This is a genomic window from Pseudomonas sp. SJZ131, assembly GCF_007828705.1.
Classification (GTDB): domain Bacteria; phylum Pseudomonadota; class Gammaproteobacteria; order Pseudomonadales; family Pseudomonadaceae; genus Aquipseudomonas; species Aquipseudomonas prosekii.
Genome location: NZ_VIVC01000001.1, coordinates 1,158,876 through 1,184,918, shown reverse-complemented (window position 1 = coordinate 1,184,918; position 26,043 = coordinate 1,158,876). Strand labels below are relative to the sequence as shown.

Here is a 26,043-nt window from a genome sequence, read left to right as displayed (position 1 = left end):
ACAGGTGAGTTCATGTTGTTCAGTCAAAACCGCACCGCTGGTCGTTTACCGATGGGCAGCGCGTCAAACCGTTCTGGTTTTAATCCCCCGAGCCGCCCGTTGATCTGCCATGCTCAAAGTCCGCGACACCGCTTCAACAAAGGAACACGGCAATGAACGACGTACAGCAATTGGGCGAGATGCTTCGTCACTACGCAGACAGCGAAGCGCACAAGAAGCAATTGTTTGAATCGCAATCGAGCGTGTGGACGACGCGCATTGGTGAGTTGTTCGACCAGATCCAGCAATGGCTGGAACCGGTGCAGATGCCGACGCTGCTTGAGGTCAGCCGCGAAGCGTACGTCGCGTCAGGGCCAAGCGTGCCGGCCGAGACCTCGACCTTCAAAACCGAGAAACTGACCATTGTGATTGCCGGCAAAGCGGTCGAGTTCGTACCGGACGTGATGGGCGCTGGCGGGCAGATTTCATTGTCGGTGATGGGCCTGACCGCCGCGCGCTACGGCAGCATATCGCTGGTGCTGATGCCGCCAGCCGCGAATTGGCAATGGCGCAAGACCAACGGCCTGAAAGACCCGGACACTTACGCCTTCGACGCGAACTTCCTGGCGTTGCAGTTGCAGAGCCTGATCCCCCGCGAGCGCGGTTGATCCAAGGCCCGGCGCGACGCTGCTCAATCGTTCGCGACATTCAACGTGTAGGTGCGTTGCGCCGCTTGTCCGGTGCATTGGGTGCCATAGGTGTTGAGGTAGATCGAGACTTCGTACTGCCCCGACCGGGTCGGCGTACCGACGATATCGGCATGGTCCTGTCCCTGCTCATGAACCAGCTTCAAGCCGTCCGGCAATGGCTGTGCCGGATCGACGTAAAATCCGGCGATTGCTACATGCGGTCGCTGCACCTCGACCGTTGCACGGTAGGCCTGGCCAGACCTGGCGCCCGCCAGGCTGTCCGGTTGAATGGTCAGCGGGGCCCGTCCGGCACAACTGGCCAGCGTGCCCAACTCACATCCGCTGAGCAGCAGCGACAGCGCGATAATCGAAAAAAATGCAGGTTTCATTGAGGCTTCTTCTGTTGGGTTCAGGGGATTTTGCTGAAGACGAGGCCGCCATACAGATGCTTGAGCAGGCCCTGCAAGGTCAGATTTTTCGCCAGTAAATGGCCAACCTGGCCCCATGTGAACAGTGTCGAACCGGTAATCGCTGCGCCCGGCGCGGTGGTCGGCGTGACCTCGCCCTCGGCAGTTGCCGGCCCTTGCTCCCAAGTAATCCAGTGATTTTTCACGGAGCCTTCGCCATTCTCCAGCATGCCGGCACCGATCAGTGTGGCGACGTGATGTTGTGGGTCGATATGCCCGAACAGTTCGACCAACTGCTGCTGATTGAGATGCGAGGTGTACTGCACGTTTTCGAACACCACACTCGCGCCGGCCTTGGTGAACCAGTCGGCGATTGTCCCTGGCAGCGTGATACCTGCGAGTTGATCCAGCGGCGAATCGTAGTCCAGAAACATGTTCTCGCTGTCGCGCAGGCTCGCGAGCGATATCCAGTCGATCGCCCAGATCCGGTCGTTTTCGTTTTTGTCGCTGAAGTCCTTCGGGTTGCAGGCGCCGTGGCTCGGCTTGATGTGCAGTGTTCCGATGGTGGTTTCGCCCGTTTCCCACAAATCGATGATCGCTTGCGTGTACAAGTCCGGCCGGTCCATCAACAGCGCGTAGAAGAACGTCGCTGGGCCACACAGGCTGGTGGTCAGTTGATTGGGAAAAGTCGGCGGCGCCGGCATCGGCGATTTCGGCTGCGGATGGCCGTGTGCAAGGGCCACGCGGGACTTGAGCTGGTAATACACCTTGTTTTTTTCGAACGGATCCTGAGGTGTGTCCATCGGATGCGCCGGATCGTTGAACACGCGTTTTTCAACGGGACGTTCGTAAAAAGCTGCAAGAATTTTTACCGTCGCCTGAATCGGGTCGGCCGGCGCCGGCGAGGAGGCGGCCAGCGGTGCTGCCGATGCTGCCGCCAATGCTGACGGTTCGGCTGTCGCGGTAGCGGCCGCCACGCCAGCGGCAACAGCGGTCGCGGCCATGGCGCTGACGGCACCTACCGCAGCGTTGACCACGCTGTCGCCAATGATCACCGTTCCGGAGCCGCCGACGACCACACTGCCGTGATCACCGGTGCTGCCGACCACCGCTGCATTCAGTCCGTTGATGAACACCGTCTGCGAAACGGCGCCGACAATGGCGGCGCCGCAGGTGCACTTATCGCTTTTTCTCGCCGCCGCCAGACCGTCGAAGAACACATCACTCGAACCGCTGGCGATGGGGTTAGTGCCATGTCCCGGCAGCGGGCAGCTGGTTGGATCGGTGACACGCGCCGCTGGTTTTCCGCTCATATTGAGACCTCCCTGTTTTCAATGGACGGATTCTAGACCAATCCAATGTCCACAAACGAGCGTCTTCCATCGACGTGCAGCTCACCGCCCAGTCGAGCGTCCGATACGCGCGCAGTCACATCTCGATAGCGCCCCAGCCCGGTTTCGCTTCCTCCGGCGCCACCGCGTGGACTTTTTTACCCGTCGCCAGCTCGACCCGCCGCGCCACTTCCGGGTCGTCGGCGAAGGGCATCAGGCTCGCGTCCTCAAGGCTCTCGGGCGTCTGCGCCTTCAGGCAATACTCGATGGCCAGCCAGAAACCGATCACCCCGAACAGATTCAACGCTATCTCGATCATCGAAAACCTCAGGCAATTTGCGCTTCGCGGTCGGCCATCGCCACGTCGGCGACGCGCACGGTGCGCCAGGTGTTGTAAGCCATCAGCAGCATGCCGCTGAGGAAGAACACGCCGCCGGCGAAGCGCACGACGAAGCCCGGATGGCTGGCCTGCAAGGCTTCGACGAAGGAATACGTCAGCGTGCCGTCGTCGTTGATCGCGCGCCACATCAACCCCTGGGTGATGCCGTTGACCCACATCGAGGCGATGTACAACACGGTGCCGATGGTCGCGAGCCAGAAGTGCAGGTTGATCAGCGGCGTGCTGAACATCTGCTCGCGGCCGAAGACTTTCGGCACCATGTGGTAGATCGCGCCAAAAGTGATCATCGCCACCCAGCCGAGCGCGCCGGCATGCACGTGGCCGATGGTCCAGTCGGTGTAGTGGGAGAGGGCGTTGACGGTTTTGATCGCCATCATCGGTCCCTCGAACGTCGACATGCCGTAGAAGGCCAATGACAACACGAGGAAACGCAGGATCGGGTCGGTGCGCAATTTATGCCAGGCGCCCGAGAGCGTCATCATGCCGTTGATCATCCCGCCCCAGCTCGGTGCCAACAGGATCAGCGACATGGCCATGCCCAGCGATTGCGCCCAGTCCGGCAGCGCCGTGTAGTGCAAATGGTGCGGGCCGGCCCAGATGTACAAGGTGATCAGCGCCCAGAAATGCACGATCGACAATCGATAGGAATACACCGGCCGCCCGACCTGTTTCGGCACGAAGTAATACATCATCCCGAGGAACCCGGTGGTGAGGAAGAAGCCCACCGCGTTGTGCCCGTACCACCACTGCACCATGGCGTCGGTGGCGCCGGAATACACCGGGTAGGACTTGAACCAGCCCACCGGAATCGACAAGTGATTGACCACGTGCAGCATCGCGATCACCACGATGAACGCGCCGAAAAACCAGTTGCCGACGTAGATGTGCTTGGTCTTGCGTTGCACTACCGTGGTGAAAAATACGATGGCGTAGGCAACCCAGACCACGGTCATCCACACTGCGCCGGAGAACTCGATTTCGGCGTATTCCTTGGTCGTGGTGTAGCCGAGCGGCAAGCTGATCAGCATGATCACGATCACCGATTGCCAGCCCCAGAACGTGAACGCGGCGAGCTTGTCCGAGTACAGCCGCACTTGGCAGGTACGCTGCACCGCGTAATAACTGGCGGCGAATTGCGCGCTGCCGGCGAAACCGAAAATCACCAGGCTGGTGTGCAGCGGACGCAAGCGGCCGAACGTGGTCCACGGCAGGTCGAGGTTCATCTCCGGCCAGACCAGTTGCGAGGCGATAAAAACGCCCATGGCCATGCCGACCACGCCCCAGACAATGGTTGCCACGACAAATTGGCGAACTACCTTGTAGTTGTAGGCCTCGCCGGCCCGCCCGATTGTTGCTGTGCTCATGGTCAATTCATCCATGCAGAGTCTCGCCAGGCCACCCGGTCTGGCATGGGCTGCACTGTAGAAACCTCGCTGGAAACAAAACAGACTCAGGAAAAGCCGATTTATGCGGATCAGATATGAGGTATGCCTGCGGCCATCTGCCGCGCTCTGATATGGTTTTTCAGGTTTCAGGTGGGTCTGTAATGCGCTGATCGCGAGTTGGCGGCGAAGAGTGGGTCTTCGTGGTGATCAGGGATTTGCGTCGGTTGTGCTGACGCCCTCGCGGGCAAGCCTTGCTCCCACAGAGGAGTTTGCAATCCCTGTAGGAGCGAGGCTTGCCCGCGAACGGGCCTGCGGATCAACCCCGCATCACTTCAGCGCCGGATCGCCCATGTTCATTTTCTTCCAGCCCTGCAACAACACCTGCGCTTTGGGCTCCTTGCCGTTCTCCAGGTAGTACTGGATCAGCGACAGCCGCGCGTTGCGGTTGGCCGGTTGCACTTTCAGCAAACGTTCCAGTTCCTCGCACGCTTCATCAACCTTGCCGCTGTCGTGCAACGCCACCGCCAGCACATAACCGTATTGCGCGCTCTGCGGTTCCAGTTTCGCGGCTTTGCGCAGCAGCGGCATGGCGTGTGCGGTGTTGCCCGCGCGAATCAACGCCAGACCCTGGGTGTGCAGCAGCAGCGCGGCGTCCGGGTGATCCTTGACGCTTTGTTCGAGCAACGCTTGCGCCTGCGGTCCACGACCGTTGGCCTCCAGCCATTGCACCAGCGTCACCAGCGCCGGGTAGAAGTCCGGGTCACGTTGCAACGCCGTGCGCAGCAACGGTTCGACCTCGGCCACGCGGCCGCTGCCCTGATACAGCATCGCCAGGTTCAGATTGGCTTCCGCACGTTCCGCGAGGCTTTTCTGCACGTCCTCATATTCAGCAATTGCCGCATTCCAATTGGCTTGCGCGCTGCCCAGACCATTACGCGCGACGCTGAGTAAGTCCCTTGCAGCGACAATCCGCACGGCTTTCACCGGGTCGGCCAGCAGCGGCGTCAACAGCGGCGCGCGTTCGGCGGGCGGCAGGAACGCGCTGATCGCCCGCACCGCGCTTTCACGCACTTGTGGCGCCGGGTTGCGCAGGTCCTGCGTGGCCAGTTTCAGCGCTTGCTCGCTGGGGTACAGCGGCAGTTCGGCAAGCAGCGTTGCCCGTTGAATCGCGGGCAGATTGCTGCGTTGCAATTGTTCGTACAACGCCTGCGCGGCGCCCGGCTGACCGTTGCGGATCAGCCATAGACTCTCGTCACAACGCGGCGCCTGCATCGCCGACGCGTTCGCGGTGTTCCACAATTTGAACTGCTCGGTGACCTTGTCCCCAGCCTTGCCCTGATGGCAGGTCAGGCAGGCGTCCGGCGTACCGAGGCGTGCGGCGCGTTCCGGGTTGGGAATGCTGAAACTGTGGTCATGGCGCCAGTCGTTGCCCATGTAAAAATTGCCGGGCATATGGCAATCGATGCATTGCGAACCCGGCTGGCCCATGGCGTGGCGCGTGTGCTCGACGGAGTCGTAATTCTTCGCTTGCAACCCCTTGCCATCGACGCCTTCAGTCGCGCCCTCAACCGAGGCTTGGCCCGCAGTGTTGTGACATTGCAGGCACACCGCGTTGCCCGGCGCTTTCAATTGGTTGCTGTGCGGGTTGTGGCAGTTGCTGCAGCGCACGCCTTTGTCGAACATTTTGCTTTGGGCGAAGGAACCGTGTTCGAACACTTCATCCTTGATCTTGCCGTCGAGGGCATACAACTCGCGGGTCAGCGCGCTTGGCAGGTAATCGTCCATCAACCGTTTGCCGACGGTGAAACCATCGCCCAGCGGCGCGCGACGCGAGTGGCAACGCGCGCAGGTTTCGATCTCGACGGTGGCGTCCTTGTCCTTCAGATCGACGGCAAACCCGGCGTGCATCAGCTCGGTTTTTTGCGCTGTCCATGCCAGGTGATTCGACGCCGGGCCGTGACACGCCTGGCAGCCGACGCCGAGGCTGTTCCACTGACTGGCGAAGCTATTTTTTGCTGCATCGAAATTGCGTTTGTAGCCGGTGGTGTGGCACTCGACGCACATGAAATTGGCGTTCTGGCTAGGTTTGCTCCAGTGCAGCGGATTCTTGAAATTCACCCCTTGGCCGGGATAGAGGTGAAACCAGCGATGTTGCTCGGTATCCCACGCCACGCCCAAAGCTTGCAGCCGACCTTCGCCGACCTCGAGCAAATATTGCTGAAGCGGCGCGATACCGAAGGTGTAGGCGACTTTGAAATCGGCGTTTTTGCCGTCGATCCCCGGCGTTTTGACCCAGAACTCGTCACCCTTGCGCGAGAACACCGTGGCCTCGTCGTTTGCTTTGAAGGTGACATTGTTGAAGTCGCCGAGCATGGTTTCCGGCGTCGCCGGTTGCATCGCCAATTGGTGATGCGAGCCTTGCCAGTCCTTGACCTGTTCGCTGTGGCAACCCTGGCATTGCTGCTCATCGACCATCGTCGCTGGCGCCGCGACCAGCGCCGGTTTGGCCGGCTGCGCGAGAGGCTGCACGGGCGGCGCACTGGCCGCTGGCAGTTTGGGTGGCGCAGGCGTGTTGCTGGCAAACAGAAACCAGCCAATCGCAGCGACAGCCAATAACAGCACGCCGATGGTGGCGGGGAATACGTAGCGGTTCATCAGGTTCGGTGACAAATCAGGGTTGGCTTCTACCGCTTTATTTTTATGCTTCGGCATTGCGACTTCCGTAGTCCGATGGCGTATTCCGGTTGCGCAATCCAGGTCCGGCGCGCGGTGCAGCTTGCGCAGCTTTGCCGCATGGCGCGCGTCTGTCAAACAGGCTTTGTGCGCCAGGCCACACGCCGCAAGGATTGTTCGCCGCGAGCACGGCAGATCAGTGATTTTTGGCTATAACTACCTAGGCGTTTTCAGTCGCGCCATCGACCCTCTACAGGAGTTACAGCATGAAGCTTGCGTTAATGATGAGCACCCTGTGCATCGCCTCGATCGGGGTGGTTGGCTGCTCCAGTAAAGTGGTCGAGCCCGATCAGTATTCGGGGTTTCTCAAAGACTACAGCCAGCTCAAGGAAGCCAAGTCGCCGTCGGGCGCCGAGGTCATGCGCTGGATCGATCCGAAACTCGACGTCAGCAAGTTCACCAGCGTTTACATCGAGCCGACCCAGCTGTATCCCAAGCCGCAGCCGACCGTCAAAATCCCTCAGGCGACGCTCAACGGCATCACCGGTTACTACGACCAGGCACTCAAGCGAGAACTGGGTAAATCCCTGCCATTGGCGGCTGGCCCCGGGCCTGGTGTGATCGTGGTCCGCGCAGCGATTACCGCCGTCAGCAGCAAAACCGAAGGCTTGAAACCCTACGAAGTGATCCCGATTGCCCTGGTCGCAGCGGCGGTCAGTACGGCCAGTGGGATTCGTGATCAGGAAACCACCTTGGCCACCGAAGCGGTGTTCCTCGATGGCAGCAATAACAGCGTCGTGGCGCAGGTCGTGCGCAAAGGCACCGGCAAGCCGCTGGACAATGACAGCCAGGTGCTGAAGGCCGATGACGTGAAAAGCGTGATCGACGGCTGGGCGACGGATCTGCATCAGTCTTATTTGAAGATCAAGTCCGAGTAATCCGCTGGCGCTGAAGGGCGTCTTCGCGGGCAAGCCTCGCTCCTACAGGTTTTGCGTGATGTGTGGGAGCAAGGCTTGCCCGCGAAGACGGTCTGTCAGTCACCTGATCACTGCCCGCCAAACCACCGGTAATACGGGTTTGCGCCGTCGCCGCGCATCACTTCGCGGATGTCCCGCGCCCAGGCGTCACGGTCGCCGTCATAAGCATGCAGGCTCGCTCGATAGAACTGCATCAAGCGCTGCTGGTGCGCGTTCATCCGCTCGATGAAGCCGGCATCGGCATTCAGCAGTGGCGGCGCAACGTGCAGGTCGAGCAGGGCCGGCAATACGCGGCTGATTTCCCTTGCGCGCACCCACGGCGCGTACTCGATGCGCGGTTGATCGTCGGTCACCGACGGCGCATCCGCCGCAAATCGCTCGAGCCCGGCCCGGTCAGTCACCCACGTTGCCAGCAGCGCCGCCGCTGAGCCAATGCCGACATCCTGCAACGTCTCGCGCACGCTTGGTTGCTGGAAGCGTTGATTGATCTTCGCTGCGTCCAGCTCAATCGGTTGCATCGAACCGACCAAAAGCATTTCGTGAAACTCGCTGGTCCACAACGTCGCGTAGGGATAGACGTCGAGGAAGCTGCGCACCAGCGAGCGCGAGTCGTCGATATTTTGCGTCGGCAACGGCAGCCATTGCGCAACCAGGCCGTTGGGTTGCAGGCGACTGGCGGCCAATTGGTAGAAATCGCGCGAATACAGATTGACCACGCCGGCGGCGGAGGGCGGTGGCGGTTCGAGGGTAATCAGGTCGTAACGTTGCGGGTTGCGCAGCAATTCCTGACGCCCGTCGCGCAAACGCACCTCGACCCCCGGATCACTGGCCGCATTGAAGTTGCCCTTGAACAAGGGCGCGGCTTTCACCACTGACGGCAGCAACTCGGCGACCACCCGGTGTTCCAGCCCCGGATAACGCGTCAGCGCGCCAGCGGTGATGCCCGTGCCAAAACCGATCACCAGCGCCGAACGCGGCTCGCCGTTGTGGATCAGCAGCGGCAGCAGCGCCTGAATGCGCATGTAGCGCAGCGAAGGCATGGCGTCGCCGGTGTTCGAAACGCCCTGAATGTACAAACGCTGAAAGGCTTTTTCGCCCTTGCCTTGAGTGACCACTGCGACCGTGCCGCCGCGTCCTTCTTCGTAGTACGCCAGTGCCGCGTTGCGCGCGCCCGGCAGCAGGCTGGCGAGTTTGTTGGCCGGGGTCAGCAGCGCCACGGCCACGCAGATCAGCCCGACCGCGACCACTGCCTGGCGCCGTCCTTTTTTCACCTGATGACCTTTGCGCACCGCCAGATAGCCGATGCCGGCAGCAACAATCGCCAGCAATCCGAGCGTGCGCAGCAGACCGAGCAGCGGAATCAGCACAAACCCGCAGAGCATCACCCCGACAATCCCGCCCAAGGTGTTGAATGCCACCACCGCGCCAACGTCGCGGCCGACGCGCTCGCGGCCCACGCTCAAGCGCAACGCCAGTGGAAACGCCGCGCCCAGCAGCACGGTCGGGACAAACACAATGCTCAACGCGGCCACCGCAAAACGCGTGCTCATACCCACCAGTTCACTGGCGCCCAACGCCAGCACCCATGCTTCCGCCGCACTTTGCGCGAGCACCAACCAGCGGCCAAGCAGGGCGATTTCCAGCAGCGCAATCAGCCCGGCGCCGGCAATCAGCAAGCCGAACACGCCCCACGGATCACGAATCCGCTCAACCCGGCGCGCCAGCAGTGCGCTGCCCAGAAACAGACCGGTGAGGTAGGTCGCCAGCACCACGGCAAACGCGTAGGTGCGGGTGCTCATGAACTGCACGATCGATTGCGACCAGACCACTTCATAACCCAACGCGACGCCGCCAGCGACCGAGTACAGCCACAAAGCGAGGCGGTCCGGGGTTTTTTCTCTGCAGTGACTGACCGGCGATTTGCCCTGCGCCGGCTGCAGGCGCTGAAACCACAATGCGCCAGCGGCGGCCAGCAGGTTGAGCATCGCGGCGGCCAAAGCGCTGCCACGCACGCCAAGGGTGGCAATCAATACAAACGCGGCGAGCAGGGTCCCGGCGATCGCCCCAGCGGTGTTGGCCGCGTACAACTGGCCGCCAGCCTGGCCGGATTGCTGCGGGTCGGCGGCCAGCGAACGCACCAACACCGGCAGCGTGCCGCCCATCAGCAACGCTGGAATGCCGACCAAGGCAAACGGCAGCACCCACGCGAATACGCCGACTTGCTGTTCCAGCCACGCGAACGGACTGGCGGCGAGGCTCAGGGCAAATGTCGCGCCGACGCCCAGAATCGCCACAGCGACTTCCAGTCCGGCGTAGAGCAGAACCGGCTGCTGCAAGCGATCCGCCCAACGTCCGAACAGCAAGCCGCCCAAGGCCAATCCGGCAAAAAACGCGCTGATGCCGGTGGTAATGGCGTAAACCTCGACGCCGACTACCAACGACAGTTGTTTGATCCATAGCACCTGATAGACCAGCGCGGCAGCGCCGGAGGTGAACAGCAACAGCGCCGGAATCAACAGCGCCGGGGCAGCGACGCGCGGGGCGGGTATGGCCGACGACTTGCTGGCGATACGTGAGGACATTGCGGATTGCCTTGTGCCAATTCAGAAAAACCTGCGCCTCGGCCGACGCCATCGCCAGCAAGTTGTGCTCCCACACAGCACCACCGTGCCTGCAGGAGCAAAGCTTGCTCGCGAAGGGGCCAACGCGGGCACAAGCCAAAAAATATAGCCGCCCGCCGCAGAGGACGGGCGGCAGTCCAGCGTTTTTACGGTGCAGCCGGTGCCGCTTTGATTTTCTCGGCGATTTTTGCGTCCACTGCGGCGCGAATCTGGTCGATGCTGAAGCTCGCAGGTTTCTGGCTCGGTGGATATTCGATGAAGGTCTGCAAGAACTCCGCCGATTTGGTCACCGCGACGCCTGCCAGGTAGACGTTTTTGGTGTTCCAGTCGTAGAACTGATCCGACACAACGTCGGCGCGCTCATACGGGTCCATGCGCAAGTTGAGAATTTTCGGCACCCGCAGGCACACGAAAGGCTCGCTCCAGACGCGGAACCCGCCCGGTTGGCGCTGCTCGCAGAACACCACTTTCCAGTTGTCGAAACGCATCGACACCAGCACGCCGTCATCGTTGAAGTAGTAGAACTCCTTGCGCTCGCCTTTCGGTTGTTGGCCGGTCAGGTAGGGCAGTTGGTTAAAACCGTCCAGGTGCACTTTGAAGTTGCTGCCGCCGGCAGTCGGTGCCCAGCCCTTGAGCAACTTGTCTTTGACCTCGGCATCGCCCGCCGCCGCCAGCAGCGTCGGGAACCAGTCCATGCCCGAGAACATCTCGTTGGAGACTTCCCCGGCCTTGACCTTGCCCGGCCAGCGGATGATCGCCGGCACGCGATACGCGCCTTCCCAATTGGAGTTTTTCTCGTTGCGGAACGGCGTGGTCGCCGCGTCCGGCCAGGAGAACTGGTTCGGCCCGTTGTCGGTGGTGTAGACGACGATGGTGTTGTCGGCGATTTTCAGGTCGTCGAGGGTTTTCAGCAGTTTGCCGACGTCACCGTCATGCTCGAGCATGCCGTCCGCGTACTCGTTGCCGGGCATGCCGCTCTGGCCCTTCATCGAGTCGCGCACGTGGGTAAACACATGCATGCGCGTGGTGTTCATCCAGACAAAAAACGGCTTGTCAGCCTTCGCCTGTTTCTCGATGAACGCCTGCGCGGCGGCGGTGGTTTCGTCGTCGATGGTTTCCATGCGCTTGGTGGTCAGGGCGCCGGTGTCCTCGATCTTGCCGTCGGCAAAACTGTGGATCACCCCACGCGGGGTGTTGGCCTTGACGAACTCGGCATCATCCTTGGGCCAGTACGGGCGCTCAGGTTCCTCTTCGGCGTTGAGGTGATACAGGTTGCCGAAAAACTCGTCGAAACCGTGGTTGGTCGGCAGGTATTCATCGCGGTCGCCCAAGTGGTTCTTGCCGAACTGGCCGGTCGAATAACCGAGGCCCTTAAGCGCTTGCGCGATGGTGATGTCGCGTTTTTGCAGGCCGACCGGCGCGCCCGGAATGCCGACTTTCGACAGGCCGGTACGCAGCGGCGTCTGGCCGGTGATGAAGGATGACCGTCCTGCGGTGCAGCTGTTCTCCGCGTAGTAATCGGTGAACATCATGCCTTCCTTGGCAATCCGGTCGATGTTGGGAGTCTTGTACCCGACCACGCCCATCGAATAGGCGCTGATATTGGTCTGGCCGATGTCGTCGCCGAAGATCACGAGAATGTTGGGTTTTTCAGCGGCCCCGGCAGTTGCCGAAATCGCCATCACCGAAGCTGCCACCAGGGCGAATTTCGGAAGCCACTTGCGTATGCGAGTCATCTGACTTGCTCCTTCTGCTCACTTGCGTCGCCTCATGGCGACTTACGTTTTTGCGGTCCTGCGTCACGCTTTTGTTATTGCACTTGCTCGGGTGCGGCGGGCTCGAAGGGGTAGATGCGCCGCCAATCGGCAGCCATGTCGACGATGGTCCAACCGTTGTTTTTTGCCTGGTCCAGCGCCTTGTCGAGCTTGCCGACCGACGACTGGCGGTCGTAGGCCCACTCGCGTTTGGCGTCGGTGTGATGCACCAGGCCCATCAAGCGTTTACCGCCGCCAGCGGCGGTCCACTGGAGCATTTGCAGGTCGCCGTCAGAGTTGCCGAACGCGAGAATCGGCCGGCGGCCAATCACTGCATCAATGCTTTCCGGTTTGCCCGGACCGTCGTCGTTGTGCGCCAGTTTGGCCGTGCGCAGGATCGACGGCTGGCCGTCCTTCAACTGAAACGCGGTGACAAACGTGGTGCCGATCACTTGCTCTGGCGGGATGCCATAAACCTTCTCGGCGAAGGCGCGCATAAACGCGGTGTCGCCGCCGGAAACGATGTAGGTCTTGAAGTCCTGGCTGCGCAGGTAATCGAGCATTTCCAGCATCGGCTGGAAGATCATTTCGGTGTACGGCTTGCCGGTTTTCGGGTGCCGGGCCTGGCTCAGCCAGGTCTTGGCGTAATCATCGAAGGCCTCGGTGGTCATGCCGGTGTGGGTGGCGCCGAAAATCTTCAGCAAACCCTCCATGCCCGCCGCAGCGAGGGCTTGGTGATCGTTTTCGAGCACCGCTTTGAACGGTTGCGTGGTTTTCCATTCAGGGTGCTGCGGCGCGTTGCGCTTGACCTCGTCGAAGGCAAACAGCAGTTCGAAATACGCCGGTTGCTCGCTCCACAGCGTGCCGTCGTTGTCGAACACGGCGATGCGCTCGGCGGGTTTGACGAAGTCCTTGCTGCTTTGATCGGTGACTGCCTGCACAAACTCGATGATGCTTTTTTTCGCCGCCCCGTCATGCCACGACGGCAGCGGTTCGTTGGCCTGCGCCAATAACGGCAGGGCCAGGGTCAGCAGCAGGGCCAGCCCGTAGCGGTGGCGGGTCGATAGCGGTCTCGTCATGGCAAATCCTTGTCGTGGACGGGGTTGAGCGGCCGTAACGCGGTGGGCGTCGCGGCTTTGTGGCGTCGGGCCTGACTATGCAGCGTAGCCAAGGATTGCTTGAGCTGATGCAGTGCCTGATCTTCGGTCGGTTGGCGGCCGTAACAGGCGCGTAACAGGGTTTGCAGGCGCGGCCCGAGGTTGGTCAGTTGCAGGCCTAGATGGCTGCGTCTGAGCCACAGGTACAGCGCGCTCAATTGCGCCGGCCGGGCGTCGATTTGTGCCGGGATTTGCGCGAACGCGTAGTCCGCCGATTGCACCCATGCGGCGTGACGTGCAGCGTGCCGCGCCTGTTGTCGGCGCCACAAGCGCTGGACGAGCGGGCGGCCGAAGTAGCCGAGGAGGGCGACGATCACCAGCAACGCGGCCACGCCCAACCCATGCCCGGACAGGCGCACGCGGCTCTGTTCGCCGAGTTTTTCCAGGTCTTCGCTGATCGAGAACACCGGGCGATAAGCGCTGTTGGCCGCTGCCTCGAAGGTCACCGCCGGCACCGTAGTGGTGCGGGTTTGCTGGCTGCTGGCGTCCCACCATTTCACCGCCACGGGCGGCAGGCTGTAGTGACCTGCGGTGTCGATGCGATAGGTCACGCTGTCGATGCGTTGCCCGCCGATGAAACTGCCGCGACCGTCGTCCAGGTTGCTGACCTGCGGCGATTTCGGGTAGCGGCTGAGGCCGTTGACCTCAACCCATGCCGGCACTGGCAGCGCCATCGCCAGTGCGCCTTCGGCCTGCAAAGTCAGTTGGCGGACCAGGCTGTCGCCGACTTTTAACGGCGTCGCCGACTGGACGATTTGTTGAGTGAACCGCAGACCGCTGGCGACCAGCACTGCTTCACCGGCGCTGAACCCCGGCGGTTGCGCAGCAGTGAAGCGCAGCGCCTGGGTTTGTGCGGTAAGGGCGGCGCTGCTCTGCGCGGGGGTGGCCTCGACGGTCAGCACCGGGACGTCAAAGCTCTGGGCGACATTCGGGCTGATCAGGTAGCTGTAGCGTAGGCCGCTGAAGGCTTTGCCGTCGATGGTCTGGTTCAGGTGCTGGGCGTGACCGTTGGGCGGCATGACCAGCGCGCTGTCGAGTTTGAGCTCGGGCAAGGTCGGCGCGCTGGTGAACCAGGTGTCAGTAAGCACGTCGAGTTGCAGCTCGACGAGGCTGCCGACCATGATCGAATCGCTTGGTTGCAGGTGAGTTTGCACACGCAGTTCGGGTTCTGCGGCCAGCGCGTTGAGGCTGAACAGGCACAAGATCAGGAGTTTTGTACGGCCCCGGCGGCCCTCATCGCGAGCACATGTGCAAAGCATCCCCCCTGTAGGAGCGAGCCTGCTCGCGATAGCCGCGACGCGGTTCAGCAGGCTCATGGTTGATCCTGCAAGCTGAATTTTTGCTTGAGGAATTTAGCCGGGGAGGTGCTGAGGTTCTGCAACCACAACTCGTCCGACGCCGCTTGCTCGGTTTGCACCGGTTTGCTCTGGCCCTTGCCCGGCGCCTTGTCCATTTTTATCTGGTCCGGTTTGACCTCGGGCGCGTTCTGCTCGGCGCTGTCGGTGTCTTTCTGCAACGCCATGGCCAACGCCAGATTGGCGCTGGCTTCGGGGAATTGCGCCTGCAACTGTAACGCCTGCTGATAGGCGTCAATCGCCTGATCAAACTTGAATCGCTTGACGTAAATATTGCCCAGATAGAAATACGCCTGCGGCGTCTGCAGCCGGGCAAAACTGGCCAGCGCCACGTCGTAATCGGCGGCGTGGTAAGCGGCGATGCCTTTCCAGTACGGGTCGACAAACAACGCCGCCGCTTGCGGGAAATGCTCATGCTCGAAGGCCCAGCGACCTTGCTGGTCGCGGGTGAAAAACGCATCGGTGAGGCTGTTGGCCTCGGCCGTCGCCGGCTGCAGCCCGACGCCCAGTGCCAGCAGCACAGCGGCCATCCAGTTCAGGCTCCAACCCTTGCGCACACTGAAAAATCCGATCAACAGCAACGGCCAGCACAACCAGTAACCGGCATCTTTCCAATGCAGTTCACGCTGTTCGTCGCTGCTGTTCTGGAAGTGTTGCCGGGGGTGGAGTTCGATCCATTCCAGGTCATCGTTATTCAGCGTCAGGCTGCCCAAAGGCGCGTCCAACTCCGAAGCCAGTTGCTTGAGCGCCGCTTGATCGAAACTGCCCAGCGCCGGGCGGCCGCTACTGTCGGTGCGCGGTTGGCCGTTGGCGTCGCGGAGGATCCCGCCATCGTTGCTGCCCACCGCGAGGATCAACACTTGCAACGGGCTGCCGTCGAGTTGTTTGCCCAAGCCATCGAGCTGCGTGGTGTCCGCGCCATCGGTGATCAGCAGCAGCGTGCCCGGGGTTTTTTCGGCGGCGAGCAACCGCTTGGCTTGCTCGATCACCGCGCTGACGTTCTTGCCTGTTTTGTCGATCAGGTCGGTGCTCAGCGCCTGGATAAACGTCTCGAGCAACGCCGGGTCGTCGGTCGGCGGCAACACCAGATGCGCGCTGCCGGCGTAGGCGATCAGCGCGTTGCGCGCCCCGGCGCGGCGCTGGATCAGGTCGTGGAGCTTGTGTTGCGCCGCTTGCAGACGACTCGGCGGCACGTCGCTGGCGTCCATCGACGGCGACAAGTCGATGGCGATGATCAGCGGCGCGCGGTTTTCCAGAAAGTCCGGGCGGTCCTGTTCCCAGGTCGGCCCGGCGGCGGCGACGGCACCGAGCATGAGCAAGGTGCACAGCAGATGCACCGGGCGCAGACGCTGGTGATCCTGCGGGGTGATCAGCAAGTGCGGCAACAAATGCTCGGCGATATTGCCGCGCAACCGTCGTTGCAGGTTATGGCTGCGCCGCCATAACAGCGGCAGCAGAGCGCCGAACAGCATGAGCAGCAGCCACCACGGACGCAGGAAATGCAGGTCGCTGAGATTGATTTCCATTTCAGGCCTCCTGCCGCTGGCGCGCAATGGACAGCCGCGGACGCAGCAGGGCGCCGAGGTGATACAGCGTCAGCAAACCGAGGGCGGCACCGAGCGGCAGCCAGAAAAAATCACGTTTGGGCTGATGGCTGAGGGTTTTCACCTGATGCGGCGTCAATTTGTCGAGCGTGCTGTAAACCTGATCCAGCGCGCTGCGGTCCTCGGCGCGGAAGAACTGGCCACCGGTCGCCGCAGCGATTTGCTGCAAGCCTGGCAAATTGACCTTGGCCTCGCCGTCGGCGCTCGGGTCGCCGATGCCGATGGTGTGAATCACCACGCCTTTGGCCGCCGCCATGCGCGCCGCGTGGTCCGGGGTGATGGCGCTGCTGGTGTCGTTGCCGTCAGTGAGCAGGATCAGCACTTTCTGTTGTTCGTGAGCCTGATCCAGCAGCTTCAGGCTCAGACCGATGGCATCGCCAATCGCCGTGTTCGGGCCGGCCATGCCGATGCCGGTGTCGTCGAGCAACAGCGCCAGGCTGGCGTGATCGAGGGTCAACGGCGCTTGCGCATAGGCGCCGCTGCCAAACACGATCAGGCCCAGGCGATCTTCTTTGCGCTTGTCGATAAAGCCGTGGAGCACTTGCTTGACCGCCGCCAGTCGGTTGATTTTCTGGCCGTTGGCGTCGGTGAAATCGGTGGTTTCCATCGACTGCGAGAGGTCGATGGCGAGCATCAGGTCGCGCACCGGTTGTTGCCGTTCGATGGGTTTTTCCACGTAGACCGGGCGCGCGACGGCGATCAGCAGCAAGGTCCAGACCAGCAGATTCAGCAGCAACTGCCAGCGATTGTTGCGACTGCCCGGTGCGCTCGGCGCCTGACCGACCGCGCGGCTCATCGCCGCAAAAAATGGCACGCGCACCGCGCTGCGGGCCTCGCGATACGCCGGCAGATAGCGGTAACCGAACCACGGCAGCGGCAGCAGCAATAGCAGCCACAGGTAATCAAGCTGCCACATGATGATGCTCCACCCAGTGTTTGCAGGTGTCGAACAGGCGCTGGCGGTGTTCGCTGGGCAGCGCCAGCAGTATCGCGTCCGGCGCGTAGGCCAGTTGCGCGAGTTGTTGGCTGAAATCGGCGGGTATAGGTTTCGCGCTGTGCGCCTCGAGAAAGGCTTGCCACTCTTCACCGCCGAGCGCGGTCACCTGTGGGAGATAGCTTGCTGGCGATGGCGTTCTTTCGGCCGAGATCAGTTTTAAATGTGCGGGCCTCATCGCGAGCAAGTTCGCTCCAACGGGGGGGATGGAGAGGGCGACTCTTTTCAGCAACTCCGGGAGTTCGCGCAATGCACTGAGGTCATCCCCGCGACCTTGCAACTCGGTCAACCGCGCCAACGCCTCGCGCCGATAACGATCGCGGCGCCACAACCAGACCTTGCGCGCCGTCAGCAGCAAGACCGCCGCCACCAGCAACCCTAATAACAGCCACCAGCCCCACGTCTGCGGCGCGTAACTTACCGGCGCGGGCAAGCCCAGCTCCTTGAGCTGATCGATGCTCGGCACATTCGGGTTCATCGGCGAGCGCCGCCAGACCGACCCGTTTGCCTGCCCAGTTCGTTGCGCAATTGTTCATGCGCGTCGGTCGCGGTGCTGAACATCATCAACGGCACCTGGCTGCGCTTGAGCAGGGTCGCGACATCCTTGAGCCGACCGCTGAGGAAGTCTTCCAACGGCTCATGCACGCGGCGCTGTTCCACCGCCAGTTCGACTTGCAGCTGACCTTGAGTCACCAGCAAACGCCCGTTGCGCGGCAGATTCTGTGCCAGCGGATCAAACACCTGCATGGCGATCACGTCGTTGTGCGCCGCCAGTTGCCGCAGTAATTGCAAGGTGCGTTCGCCGGCGCCGGCAAAGTCACTGACGATGCAGATCAAATGATCGTGCCCGGCCACCGCTAGGCAATGTTGTAAAACCTTGTCGAGTTGCGCCTCGCCCTCGGCGTCGGGATTGGCCGCGTTCAGTTGCTGATTCTGCTCGGCGATACGGCTGCACAGCGCTTCAACCCGTTTGCGACTGCGCAGCGGGGCGATGCTGTCGATCCGTTGATCGTTGAACACCAGCCCGCCGACCCGGTCGCCGGCATTGAAGGTCATCCACGCCGCCAGTGCCGCCAGTTCGGCAGCGGTCGCGGATTTGAAGCTGCGTTGCGAACCGAAGAACATCGACATGCGCTGGTCCACCACAACCAGCGCCGGGCGGTCGCGTTCCTCGGTAAACGTGCGCACCACCGGTTTGCCGGTGCGCAGCGAGGCGCGCCAATCCAGATGACGCAAATCGTCGCCCGGCTGATACCGTCGCAGCTCATCGAAATTCAACCCGCGACCGCGCAGGCGCGAGGCATGGTTGCCGGCGAGAATGCTGCCCTGCGGCTGACGCGCGAGAAAACTCAGGTTGCGGGCCTTGAACTCCAGCGCCATCAGCTGCGCCAGAGAGACGTAGACCAGACCATCGGTGTTCATGCCGGGATCGCCACTTTATCGAGCAAGCGGTCCAGCACCTGATCCGCCGTGACCCCGTCAGCCACTGCGTCATAACTCAATTGCAAACGGTGGCGCAGCACCGGGTGGACCACCGCGCGCACGTTGTCCGGCGAGACGAAATCCTGCCCTTGCAGCCACGCATCGGCGCGCGCGCAGCGGTCCAGACCGATGCCGCCGCGAGGGCTGGCGCCGATGGCGATCCAGCGGCCGAGGTCGGCGTCGTAATCGGCCGGGTGGCGCGTGGCGTTGATCAGGTCGATCAGGTAAGTGTCGATTGCCGGCGACACGTGAATGCCACTGACTTCGCGGCGCGCAGCGAAGATCACTTCCTGCGACAAGGCAAAACCCGGCAGCGCCGCAGTCTTGGCGCTCAGCGCGAACTCTTCCTCGCGCAACAGCCGCAGCACTTGGCTTTCGTTCGCTGCGCTGGGGTAATCCAGCAGAACCTTCATCAGAAAACGGTCCATTTGCGCTTCCGGCAGCGGATAAGTGCCTTCCTGCTCGATCGGGTTTTGCGTTGCGACCACGATAAACAGCTCCGGCAACACATGGCTGTTGCCGGCCACGGTGATTTGCCGTTCTTCCATCGCCTCAAGCAGCGCGGCCTGGACCTTGGCCGGCGCGCGGTTGATTTCATCGGCGAGGATCAAGTTGCCGAACAGCGGCCCCGGCTGGAAACGGATTTCATTCCGGCCTTCAACCTGATGCAGCACCTCGGCGCCGGTAATGTCCGACGGCAACAAATCCGGGGTGAACTGGATGCGGCTCATCTTCGCGTCCAGGTGCCTGGCCAACGCCTTGACCGTGCGCGTCTTGGCCAGGCCGGGCAGACTTTCCAGCAACATATGCCCGTTGGCCAGCAGGCCGAGCAGGATCTGCCGGATCACCTGATCCTGGCCGAGCACCGATTCGGCGATGCTCGCTTGCAGGGCGTTGAGGTCGTTGAGTGCGGTCATGAGAACTGCCCTTTTTATGATGCCCCGGGAATAAATCTGACGTCGGCGCCTTACCAGGCGTATTGCAGGCGCAAGGTCCAGGTGTTCACATCCGGCGAGCCGGTGCGTTCCGAAACAGTGTCCGAGTAAGCCAGCATGCCGCCGAATTGCGGCGACAGCATGAAACCGACCGAGGCGCCGAACAGGGCGTTTTCCTGTTTGTTGTCCTGCCAGTCACCGTTGATTCTGGTTTCGCCGCCACGGTTGTAAGTGGCGTCGAGCGAGGCCCACAACGCGCGGTTGATGGTGTAGCTGTAGTGGGTTTCGATGGCGTACAGCGCTTTTTGCTCGAGGGTGCCGTCGCCGTGATAATCGTCGTTGTCGCCGAACAGCGAGACGTAAGTGTTGAACTCCAGCCAGGTCGGGCCAATCGGCGTGCCGAAGGCAATTTCCGGTTTGAACGCCCAACGGTTGGAGCCGATGTTGATCACCCGGTCCTTGTCGTAATCACCGGTCGGCGCGGTGATCCACAGGGCGCCGGTGAGGAAGGTTTCCGGGGTCCAGTTGGCAAACTCCTCTTTGGTCAGCGCCGGACCGCCGAACAGGTTGTGCACCAGTACGAATTGGGTGTCGGCCATGCCGCCGTTGTGCTTGGTGCCGTTGAAGAATTGCGCGTTGTCGAACGACGCGGAAATGTCCGCGTAGGGCTGCAGGATCTGAATCGCGCTGTTGCGTCCGTCAATCGCAAACGAGCGCGCAAAACGCGCGATGTACAGGTCGGCATTCAGCGACAAGCCGTCAATCGGCAGCGAGGTATCGATCGGCGTGTTGCTGTCGATACGGTTGTAATAACCGAACACCATGTTCAGGTCGGTCGGCAGGTTCTGCCAGTCGCGAGCGTTGTCGGCGTGGCTCAGCAGCGGGGTGATCGCCAGCGTCAGTACCGTCAGACCGACATTCCTTGAAGTCTTCGAACCCATTGTGTTGCTCCGTTGCATGCGACTGTTCATGGACTTCGTCCTCAACTTCTTTCTCAACTTATTGCTCGACCGGTTTTTCGACTTTGTTCAGCAATGGCATTTTCCATTGGCCGCTGGCGACTTCCGGTCTCGGCAGGTACAGGCGTAGCACGCCGTAAAACGGCCCGTCTGGCGCGGGGAGCCAGTTGCTTTGCAGGTCGTTGGCCGGGGCCTTGTTTTGTACGTACAGAGTCAGCCCACCGTCGGCGTCGAGCTTGAGGTCGGGGAGCATTCGCGAGTTGATCAGGTAGCGGTTCAACGGGTTGGCGACGAGTAATTTGTTCTTGCCGTCGTACATCGTCAGCGACCAGAACGCATCGGCCGGGGGCAGGGCGCCCTTGTCGAAATGCAGGGTGTAGTTGTGTTTTGACGCGTCTACCGACTGCCCATCCTTGTCGACGAAGTAACCGATGTAGTTCGCCTCTTCGGCGGAGTTGCCAAAAATCCCGACGTTGGCGCCGACGTAGCGGTAAAGATAATTGCCCTTGAGGTGATCGCGAGTGCCGAAAAAATCGCCGCTGCTGACCTGGTGGGTGTCGATTTTGCTTTTCTTGAATTCGGCAAATTCAGCCTTGGCATCATTGATGCCGTCTTCGAGGGCTTGGCGCTGTTCCGCCCTCAGGTCGGTCAACCGAAACGGTTTGCCGGCCTCGATGCCGATCTTGGCGAAACGTGCGAGCAGGTCTTTTTCCACGTCCTGCGCCGGGGCGAAGGCGAGCATGAAGTTCAGGTAGCGGAACAGCTCCGGGGTGTCACTCATGGTCGGCAGCGGTTTTGGCCAGTCGATGGCTTTCGCGGCGGCCGGGGCCTGCTGTTTGAGGTATTGGCTGAGGGTTTCGACCTTGTAGCCGTGCTGGATTTGCTCGACCTTGGCCAAGTCCTTGGCGTCGAACAACTGCGTGCGGTACAGCGCGTAGGCAATGTCGCTTTCGCTGCGCAGCATGCGATCAATATTGACCGGTTGCTGGCCCTGCCAGGTTGGCCCGGCAATCATGAAATGGCCGCCCTGATTACCGGTGCTGCGGCTGCCCAGATAAGCGAAGTTTTGCGTGTAAAGGTCGATCAGTTGCACCGAGTAATATCGCTGCTCTTCGATTGGCGGCAGGGTCAGCACCAAGGGTTCGGCGCGTAAATCCATCCAGATGAAGGAGTAGGGCGTGTCGGCGTTGGGCGTGACAAACGCGGTGTCTTTGGCGGTGAACGCCTTGGCGGTGTTGCCGATGTGGTTGAACGGTGCCTTGAAATTCTCGCTGCTCTTGTCGACGGCTTGGGTGTACAGGGTTTTGTACATTTCGACGATGGGGAAGCCATAGAGGTAGCCTTCTTTAGCGATGCCGCGGGCTTCCTGCGGGGTGGCGGTGAAATCGGCCCAGGCGCCCGCGCTTAGCAGGATAGAGAGGCTGGCAAGCAATAGACGCGGGGCTTTGGTGAAGTGCATTGCGTATCCCTTCAAATTAATCCCGTCAGTGACGAGTCAGTTCAAACACCTGATGACTTGTGGCGAGCGAGCTTGCTCGCCACGGGAGATCCGTTCAGCTGAGGATGTGTGCGCCTGGCTTCACTCCACCAGGGCGATGTCATCGAGCTTCCAGCTCTTGTCGAAATACGCTTCGGTCGGCGCGTACAAACGGAAGTAGCTGAACCAGTGTTTGCCCGGCACGGTTTGCACCCAGTTGTTCTCGAACCCCTTGGGCGCGGTGGGGCCGAAGTACAGGTCCACCGAGCCGTCGGCGTTCTTTTTCAGGTCCTGACGTGAGGACAGATCGGCCTTGCGTTGCGGATTGTCGATCAGGCAACGGCTGTCGATGTCGTACACGGTCATCGACCAGAATTGCTTGGCCGGCGGGTTCGCGCCAACGTGCAAGCGATAGTTTTTCCCACCGTCGAGCCAGTTGCCTTTGGCATCGGTGTAGGCGCCGAGGTAGGTCTGGCCGAGCCCGGGAGTTTTCGAAACCATGCCTTTGGTGTTGGTCACCGCTTCATAGAACCAGGCACTGCGCTCCCACAACTGGTCGTAATACGCGACGCGCTGCGACGGTTCGGCAATGTTCAGCACGGTGTCCCACTGCCGGTCTTTCCAGTACTGCGCGTCCGGGAAACGCTTGGCGAACGTGTTGGCCTTGGCGATCAACTCGCCGACCTGCGCACCTTGTTCCAGCGCTGCGCGTTGCTGGTTGTTGGGATTGAACGGCCGGTCTTTCTCGATGCCCAGACTCGCGAGCATCGCCATGTAGAAACGGTCACGCTCGTTGACTGGCTCTTTCTGGATGATCTGGTGCAGGCGCTCCCAATAAGCGAGGCCGCGTGGCTGGGTCCCGGACCAGCTTTTGCCACCGGGCGACAGCAGCTTGGTTTTGCCCGGTTCGGCACGGTTGGCGTAGGGGTACATTTTGAATTGCTCGACCAGCGCTTTGCCTTTGGCCGGGTCCGGGTCGAGCACGCGGAAACCCACCAGCACGTTCATGGTTTGCGATTTCGCCAGGTAATACTGGCCGGCATCGGCCGGTGGTTCCGCGCCCGGTGGCAGCACCAGGTACTTGCCGCCCTTGCCCTTGTCGGGGCCGGTCTGGCCCATGTCGATGATCGCCCGTTGCCAGAAATCACCGATGCCGCCAGCGGTGGGGCCCGGCGGCAGTTCTATCACCAGCGGCCCGGTTTCGTTGAGGTCGACGAAGCCGAGAATGTACGGCGTGGTGGCATTGGCGGTGATCACGCCGAGTTTGTCTTCGTAACTGTTGAGCACCATCAGGTCGCCACTGTGGGCGCCTAGTTTGCTGCGAAATTCTTCCTGCCATTGCGCGTATGACACCAGCGGCAAGGCCCACAAATAGCTCTGGGTCGCCTGTTGGAAATCCAGTTCGGCGTACAGCTTGGCAATTGACTCGTGGGCCGGCAACTCGCCCTCCATCGCGACTTTGCCGATGCGGGTTTCGAGCTGCCGTGGCTGATTTTGGGCTTGGGTTTGGGTTTGGGCATTGGCGCCGACGCCACAACTGACGAACATCGTCATCAGGCTGAAACCTGCGGCACGAAGTGCAACGTGCATAAAAACTCCTTGTTTACTTTCCGAAGGTCACATTGATCCCGGCAAACAGCGTGAACTGCGGCAAGCCGTCGCCCTTGCGTTCAACGGTCCACTGCGGTTCAACAAACGCATTGAAGATGTTGCTGCCGGACTTCCAGACTTTGCCGCCGCCCAAGCCGATGGGGATGTAATGCGTGTCGTTTTTCAGGTCGAACGTCCAGGTGCCGGTCGAACGCAAGTACCAGCCTTTCTCCAGGTTATGAATGATGAAAGGCTGCATCGTCGCGGACTCGACGTGGGCGCGGTCATGGTCACCGGCGAACGAGCTCTGGTACTGGATCAGTGCGCCGAGCAGCCCGCGCGGCGAGGAATCAATCGCGACAGCAGCCAGCCCCGCCTGCCATTTGCCGGTGCCCAACTCGTCCTGCTCGGCAGTGGGCGCGGTGATCTGCGGGCCGATGCCCAGTTGCACGCCGTCGGTCTTGAGCAAAAAGATATCGAACAGGTTGAGATCACCGATGCCGGTGCTGTAACCGTTATGCGGGTCGGGGCGGGTGCTGATCGGCAACGTCGCGCGAAGCAATTGCGGCACGCCGATAAAGTCATTGGGCGCGACCGGCAACGTGCCGCGCAACAACGCGTCATTGGTGTGCACATTGGTGTCGTAGATTTTTGGCGTGTAGTAGTCCTGAAGATTGGCGCCGGGCGCCAGGTTCAGTGGGTTGTTACTTTTGTTGGCTTCCTCGGCGTTATCCGCGTGAGCACAAATGGCAGGCGCCATGAGTGCCACCACCGACAGTGCGCGCGCTGCCAGATTTTTCGACATGATTGCCCGGTTCCTTGGTGGCTCAGTGGACGAAGTGGCCCTGTTTTTGGCCTTAACCACGTGGTCTCTCTCGTGGTCTTTTTCGTAGTCTTTTTCCGATCAGGCCTTTAGAACACGTCTTTTGAAGCTAGCAGCTAACGGCGGGTTATCCAGTCGAATGGATTAATTCTTTGGTTTTGGCTATTGGTTCACGGTTTTTTTCATGTACTGAAAAGTTAATACGAAACAGTGGTTTGGGCCGCATGATTGAGGTGACTCGGCAGGATCGCGCTCAGCGCTTCTTCACCGCTTCTTGCAACCGAGCTTCCTGTTCGCGCAATTGCGGCGTCTATTCATCGCCAAAATCTTCGGCTTCATAGATCGGCCGAATCTCGATTTCCGCCTCGTTGCCCGGCATCGGGTTAGGGCAGCGCTTGACCCATTCGATGGCTTCTTCTGTGGATTTGACTTCCCATAGCCAATACCCGGCAATCAACTCCTTGGTCTCGGCAAACGGGCCGTCGATCACCGTGCGGTTTTCGCCGCAGAAACGCACGCGGGCGCCGTGGCTGCTGGGCTTGAGGCCATCGCACGAAAGCAGGATGCCGGCCTTGACCAGTTCCTCGTTGTAATTGCCCATGGCGGTCATCAGTTCTTCGCTGGGCAACACGCCGGCTTCGGATTCCGGGCTGGCTTTCACAATGATCATGAATCGCATGGTTTTGTCTCCGCTGCAGGTGAGTGATTCACGGACTAGTCGAACGGGCGGACGCGTAATCGACAATCGGCTGGCAAAAAATTGCTTCTTTATATGGAAAGGGAGGTTGTATCCAATTCAGGCTGCGACACATGACAATTTGTGTTTGGGCATAGGTCGTCGGGCGATTTCGTGGTTAACTTCGGCCTCTTCATATTTCCAACAGAAGGACTCCGTTCATGGCTCAAGTCACTCTTAAAGGCAACCCGGTTCAAGTCAACGGCCAACTGCCGCAAGCCGGTTCCAAGGCGCCAGCCTTTTCCCTGGTGGCGGGCAATCTGTCCGACGTGACCCTGGCGAGCTTCGCCGGCAAACGTAAAGTGCTGAACATCTTCCCAAGCGTTGACACCCCGACTTGCGCCACCTCGGTGCGCAAGTTCAACGCTCAGGCCAACGAAGTCGCCAACACCGTGGTGTTGTGCATCTCCGCTGACCTGCCATTCGCCCAGGCACGCTTCTGCGGCGCCGAAGGTCTGGAAAACGTGCAGAACCTGTCGACCCTGCGTGGCGCCGAGTTCATCGAAAACTATGGCGTAGCCATCGCAGACGGCCCGCTCAAAGGCCTTACCGCGCGTGCCGTTGTGGTACTGGATGAAAACGACAACGTGCTGCACAGCGAGCTGGTGAAAGAAATTGCCGAAGAGCCAAACTACGACGCAGCCCTTGCTGTTCTGAAGTAAGGCTTTTTACATTTGTTAACGGCCTGGCACTCGCCAGGCCGTTTTCATTTGTG

The 26,043-nt window shown here is 61.0% G+C and carries 21 protein-coding genes and 1 pseudogene; 3 read left to right on the top strand and 19 right to left on the bottom strand.

The window, feature by feature from the left end; genetic code table 11:
- The first annotated feature begins 152 nt into the window (after positions 1–152).
- Positions 153–647, top strand: a complete 495-nt coding sequence (locus tag FBY12_RS04980) for a hypothetical protein (RefSeq protein WP_121734440.1) — start codon at positions 153–155, stop codon at positions 645–647.
- Positions 648–670: 23 nt separating this feature from the next.
- Here FBY12_RS04980 and FBY12_RS04975 read toward each other — a convergent pair whose 3' ends face one another.
- The 5 genes and pseudogenes from FBY12_RS04975 to FBY12_RS04950 all read right to left on the bottom strand — a co-directional run bounded on the left by FBY12_RS04975 (position 671) and on the right by FBY12_RS04950 (position 6,903).
- Positions 671–1,057 (bottom strand): hypothetical protein, encoded by a 387-nt coding sequence (locus FBY12_RS04975; RefSeq protein ID WP_145251646.1) that lies wholly within the window; start codon positions 1,055–1,057, stop codon positions 671–673.
- A gap of 1,019 nt (positions 1,058–2,076) precedes the next feature.
- A pseudogene (locus FBY12_RS04965) lies at positions 2,077–2,388 on the bottom strand (PAAR domain-containing protein); the annotation flags it as partial.
- A 115-nt stretch (positions 2,389–2,503) separates the two neighbouring features.
- Positions 2,504–2,725: a cbb3-type cytochrome c oxidase subunit 3 gene (locus FBY12_RS04960; protein WP_145251644.1), complete on the bottom strand. Its 222-nt coding sequence runs from the start codon at positions 2,723–2,725 to the stop codon at positions 2,504–2,506.
- An 8-nt stretch (positions 2,726–2,733) separates the two neighbouring features.
- Positions 2,734–4,170 (bottom strand): cytochrome-c oxidase, cbb3-type subunit I, encoded by a 1,437-nt coding sequence (ccoN, locus tag FBY12_RS04955; RefSeq protein ID WP_145251642.1) that lies wholly within the window; start codon positions 4,168–4,170, stop codon positions 2,734–2,736.
- A gap of 348 nt (positions 4,171–4,518) precedes the next feature.
- Complete coding sequence (locus FBY12_RS04950) at positions 4,519–6,903, bottom strand: tetratricopeptide repeat protein (protein ID WP_145251640.1); 2,385 nt, start codon at positions 6,901–6,903, stop codon at positions 4,519–4,521.
- Between the two features lie 227 nt (positions 6,904–7,130).
- On the opposite strand from FBY12_RS04950, the gene FBY12_RS04945 reads away from it, so the two are divergent.
- The gene (locus tag FBY12_RS04945) at positions 7,131–7,802 is read left to right on the top strand and encodes a DUF3313 domain-containing protein (RefSeq protein ID WP_145251638.1); all 672 of its coding nucleotides are present in this window, start codon (positions 7,131–7,133) and stop codon (positions 7,800–7,802) included.
- Positions 7,803–7,909: 107 nt separating this feature from the next.
- Here FBY12_RS04945 and FBY12_RS04940 read toward each other — a convergent pair whose 3' ends face one another.
- From FBY12_RS04940 to FBY12_RS04875, 14 genes are all read right to left on the bottom strand, one after another.
- Positions 7,910–10,423 (bottom strand): fused MFS/spermidine synthase, encoded by a 2,514-nt coding sequence (locus tag FBY12_RS04940; RefSeq protein WP_145251636.1) that lies wholly within the window; start codon positions 10,421–10,423, stop codon positions 7,910–7,912.
- A 185-nt stretch (positions 10,424–10,608) separates the two neighbouring features.
- Positions 10,609–12,198, bottom strand: a complete 1,590-nt coding sequence (locus FBY12_RS04935; protein WP_145251634.1) for an arylsulfatase — start codon at positions 12,196–12,198, stop codon at positions 10,609–10,611.
- A 74-nt stretch (positions 12,199–12,272) separates the two neighbouring features.
- Positions 12,273–13,295, bottom strand: coding sequence for an HAD family phosphatase (locus FBY12_RS04930; RefSeq protein WP_145251632.1), 1,023 nt, complete (start codon positions 13,293–13,295; stop codon positions 12,273–12,275).
- Positions 13,292–14,689 (bottom strand): BatD family protein, encoded by a 1,398-nt coding sequence (locus FBY12_RS04925; RefSeq protein WP_145251630.1) that lies wholly within the window; start codon positions 14,687–14,689, stop codon positions 13,292–13,294. The genes FBY12_RS04930 and FBY12_RS04925 overlap by 4 nt, the downstream gene beginning before the upstream one ends.
- Positions 14,686–16,254: a VWA domain-containing protein gene (locus tag FBY12_RS04920; protein ID WP_145251628.1), complete on the bottom strand. Its 1,569-nt coding sequence runs from the start codon at positions 16,252–16,254 to the stop codon at positions 14,686–14,688. The genes FBY12_RS04925 and FBY12_RS04920 overlap by 4 nt, the downstream gene beginning before the upstream one ends.
- 1 nt (position 16,255) lies before the next feature.
- Positions 16,256–17,248, bottom strand: a complete 993-nt coding sequence (locus FBY12_RS04915; RefSeq protein WP_145251626.1) for a VWA domain-containing protein — start codon at positions 17,246–17,248, stop codon at positions 16,256–16,258.
- Entirely contained in the window at positions 17,235–17,804 is a 570-nt protein-coding gene (locus tag FBY12_RS04910) for a DUF4381 domain-containing protein (RefSeq protein ID WP_145251624.1), read from the bottom strand. The genes FBY12_RS04915 and FBY12_RS04910 overlap by 14 nt, the downstream gene beginning before the upstream one ends.
- Positions 17,801–18,748 carry a DUF58 domain-containing protein gene (locus FBY12_RS04905; RefSeq protein WP_145251622.1) on the bottom strand — a complete coding sequence of 316 codons (948 nt, stop codon included), beginning with the start codon at positions 18,746–18,748 and terminating at the stop codon, positions 17,801–17,803. Before FBY12_RS04905 ends, FBY12_RS04910 begins: the two co-directional genes overlap by 4 nt.
- Positions 18,745–19,725 (bottom strand): MoxR family ATPase, encoded by a 981-nt coding sequence (locus FBY12_RS04900; RefSeq protein WP_145251620.1) that lies wholly within the window; start codon positions 19,723–19,725, stop codon positions 18,745–18,747. The genes FBY12_RS04905 and FBY12_RS04900 overlap by 4 nt, the downstream gene beginning before the upstream one ends.
- A gap of 50 nt (positions 19,726–19,775) precedes the next feature.
- The gene (locus FBY12_RS04895) at positions 19,776–20,684 is read right to left on the bottom strand and encodes a transporter (protein WP_145251618.1); all 909 of its coding nucleotides are present in this window, start codon (positions 20,682–20,684) and stop codon (positions 19,776–19,778) included.
- 58 nt (positions 20,685–20,742) lie between these two features.
- Positions 20,743–22,161 (bottom strand): DUF1254 domain-containing protein, encoded by a 1,419-nt coding sequence (locus FBY12_RS04890; protein WP_145251616.1) that lies wholly within the window; start codon positions 22,159–22,161, stop codon positions 20,743–20,745.
- A 120-nt stretch (positions 22,162–22,281) separates the two neighbouring features.
- Positions 22,282–23,769 carry a DUF1254 domain-containing protein gene (locus tag FBY12_RS04885; RefSeq protein WP_145251614.1) on the bottom strand — a complete coding sequence of 496 codons (1,488 nt, stop codon included), beginning with the start codon at positions 23,767–23,769 and terminating at the stop codon, positions 22,282–22,284.
- 13 nt (positions 23,770–23,782) lie between these two features.
- Complete coding sequence (locus tag FBY12_RS04880; protein ID WP_371927384.1) at positions 23,783–24,529, bottom strand: hypothetical protein; 747 nt, start codon at positions 24,527–24,529, stop codon at positions 23,783–23,785.
- 373 nt (positions 24,530–24,902) lie between these two features.
- Complete coding sequence (locus FBY12_RS04875) at positions 24,903–25,271, bottom strand: YciI family protein (RefSeq protein WP_145251610.1); 369 nt, start codon at positions 25,269–25,271, stop codon at positions 24,903–24,905.
- 218 nt (positions 25,272–25,489) lie between these two features.
- On the opposite strand from FBY12_RS04875, the gene tpx reads away from it, so the two are divergent.
- The gene (gene tpx, locus FBY12_RS04870; RefSeq protein WP_092280777.1) at positions 25,490–25,990 is read left to right on the top strand and encodes a thiol peroxidase; all 501 of its coding nucleotides are present in this window, start codon (positions 25,490–25,492) and stop codon (positions 25,988–25,990) included.
- Positions 25,991–26,043 lie beyond the last annotated feature (53 nt).

Coding starts and splice junctions, on each gene's coding strand:
- FBY12_RS04980 (WP_121734440.1), top strand. CDS start 153: ATGAACGACGTACAGCAATTGGGCGAGATGCTTCGTCACTACGCAGAC.
- FBY12_RS04900 (WP_145251620.1), bottom strand. CDS start 19,725: ATGACCGCACTCAACGACCTCAACGCCCTGCAAGCGAGCATCGCCGAA.
- FBY12_RS04950 (WP_145251640.1), bottom strand. CDS start 6,903: ATGCCGAAGCATAAAAATAAAGCGGTAGAAGCCAACCCTGATTTGTCA.
- FBY12_RS04915 (WP_145251626.1), bottom strand. CDS start 17,248: ATGTGGCAGCTTGATTACCTGTGGCTGCTATTGCTGCTGCCGCTGCCG.
- FBY12_RS04960 (WP_145251644.1), bottom strand. CDS start 2,725: ATGATCGAGATAGCGTTGAATCTGTTCGGGGTGATCGGTTTCTGGCTG.
- FBY12_RS04910 (WP_145251624.1), bottom strand. CDS start 17,804: ATGAACCCGAATGTGCCGAGCATCGATCAGCTCAAGGAGCTGGGCTTG.
- FBY12_RS04935 (WP_145251634.1), bottom strand. CDS start 12,198: ATGACTCGCATACGCAAGTGGCTTCCGAAATTCGCCCTGGTGGCAGCT.
- FBY12_RS04905 (WP_145251622.1), bottom strand. CDS start 18,748: ATGAACACCGATGGTCTGGTCTACGTCTCTCTGGCGCAGCTGATGGCG.
- FBY12_RS04975 (WP_145251646.1), bottom strand. CDS start 1,057: ATGAAACCTGCATTTTTTTCGATTATCGCGCTGTCGCTGCTGCTCAGC.
- FBY12_RS04925 (WP_145251630.1), bottom strand. CDS start 14,689: ATGAGCCTGCTGAACCGCGTCGCGGCTATCGCGAGCAGGCTCGCTCCT.
- tpx (WP_092280777.1), top strand. CDS start 25,490: ATGGCTCAAGTCACTCTTAAAGGCAACCCGGTTCAAGTCAACGGCCAA.
- FBY12_RS04890 (WP_145251616.1), bottom strand. CDS start 22,161: ATGCACTTCACCAAAGCCCCGCGTCTATTGCTTGCCAGCCTCTCTATC.
- ccoN (WP_145251642.1), bottom strand. CDS start 4,170: ATGAGCACAGCAACAATCGGGCGGGCCGGCGAGGCCTACAACTACAAG.
- FBY12_RS04920 (WP_145251628.1), bottom strand. CDS start 16,254: ATGGAAATCAATCTCAGCGACCTGCATTTCCTGCGTCCGTGGTGGCTG.
- FBY12_RS04930 (WP_145251632.1), bottom strand. CDS start 13,295: ATGACGAGACCGCTATCGACCCGCCACCGCTACGGGCTGGCCCTGCTG.
- FBY12_RS04880 (WP_371927384.1), bottom strand. CDS start 24,529: ATGGCGCCTGCCATTTGTGCTCACGCGGATAACGCCGAGGAAGCCAAC.
- FBY12_RS04940 (WP_145251636.1), bottom strand. CDS start 10,423: ATGTCCTCACGTATCGCCAGCAAGTCGTCGGCCATACCCGCCCCGCGC.
- FBY12_RS04945 (WP_145251638.1), top strand. CDS start 7,131: ATGAAGCTTGCGTTAATGATGAGCACCCTGTGCATCGCCTCGATCGGG.
- FBY12_RS04875 (WP_145251610.1), bottom strand. CDS start 25,271: ATGCGATTCATGATCATTGTGAAAGCCAGCCCGGAATCCGAAGCCGGC.
- FBY12_RS04885 (WP_145251614.1), bottom strand. CDS start 23,769: ATGCACGTTGCACTTCGTGCCGCAGGTTTCAGCCTGATGACGATGTTC.
- FBY12_RS04895 (WP_145251618.1), bottom strand. CDS start 20,684: ATGGGTTCGAAGACTTCAAGGAATGTCGGTCTGACGGTACTGACGCTG.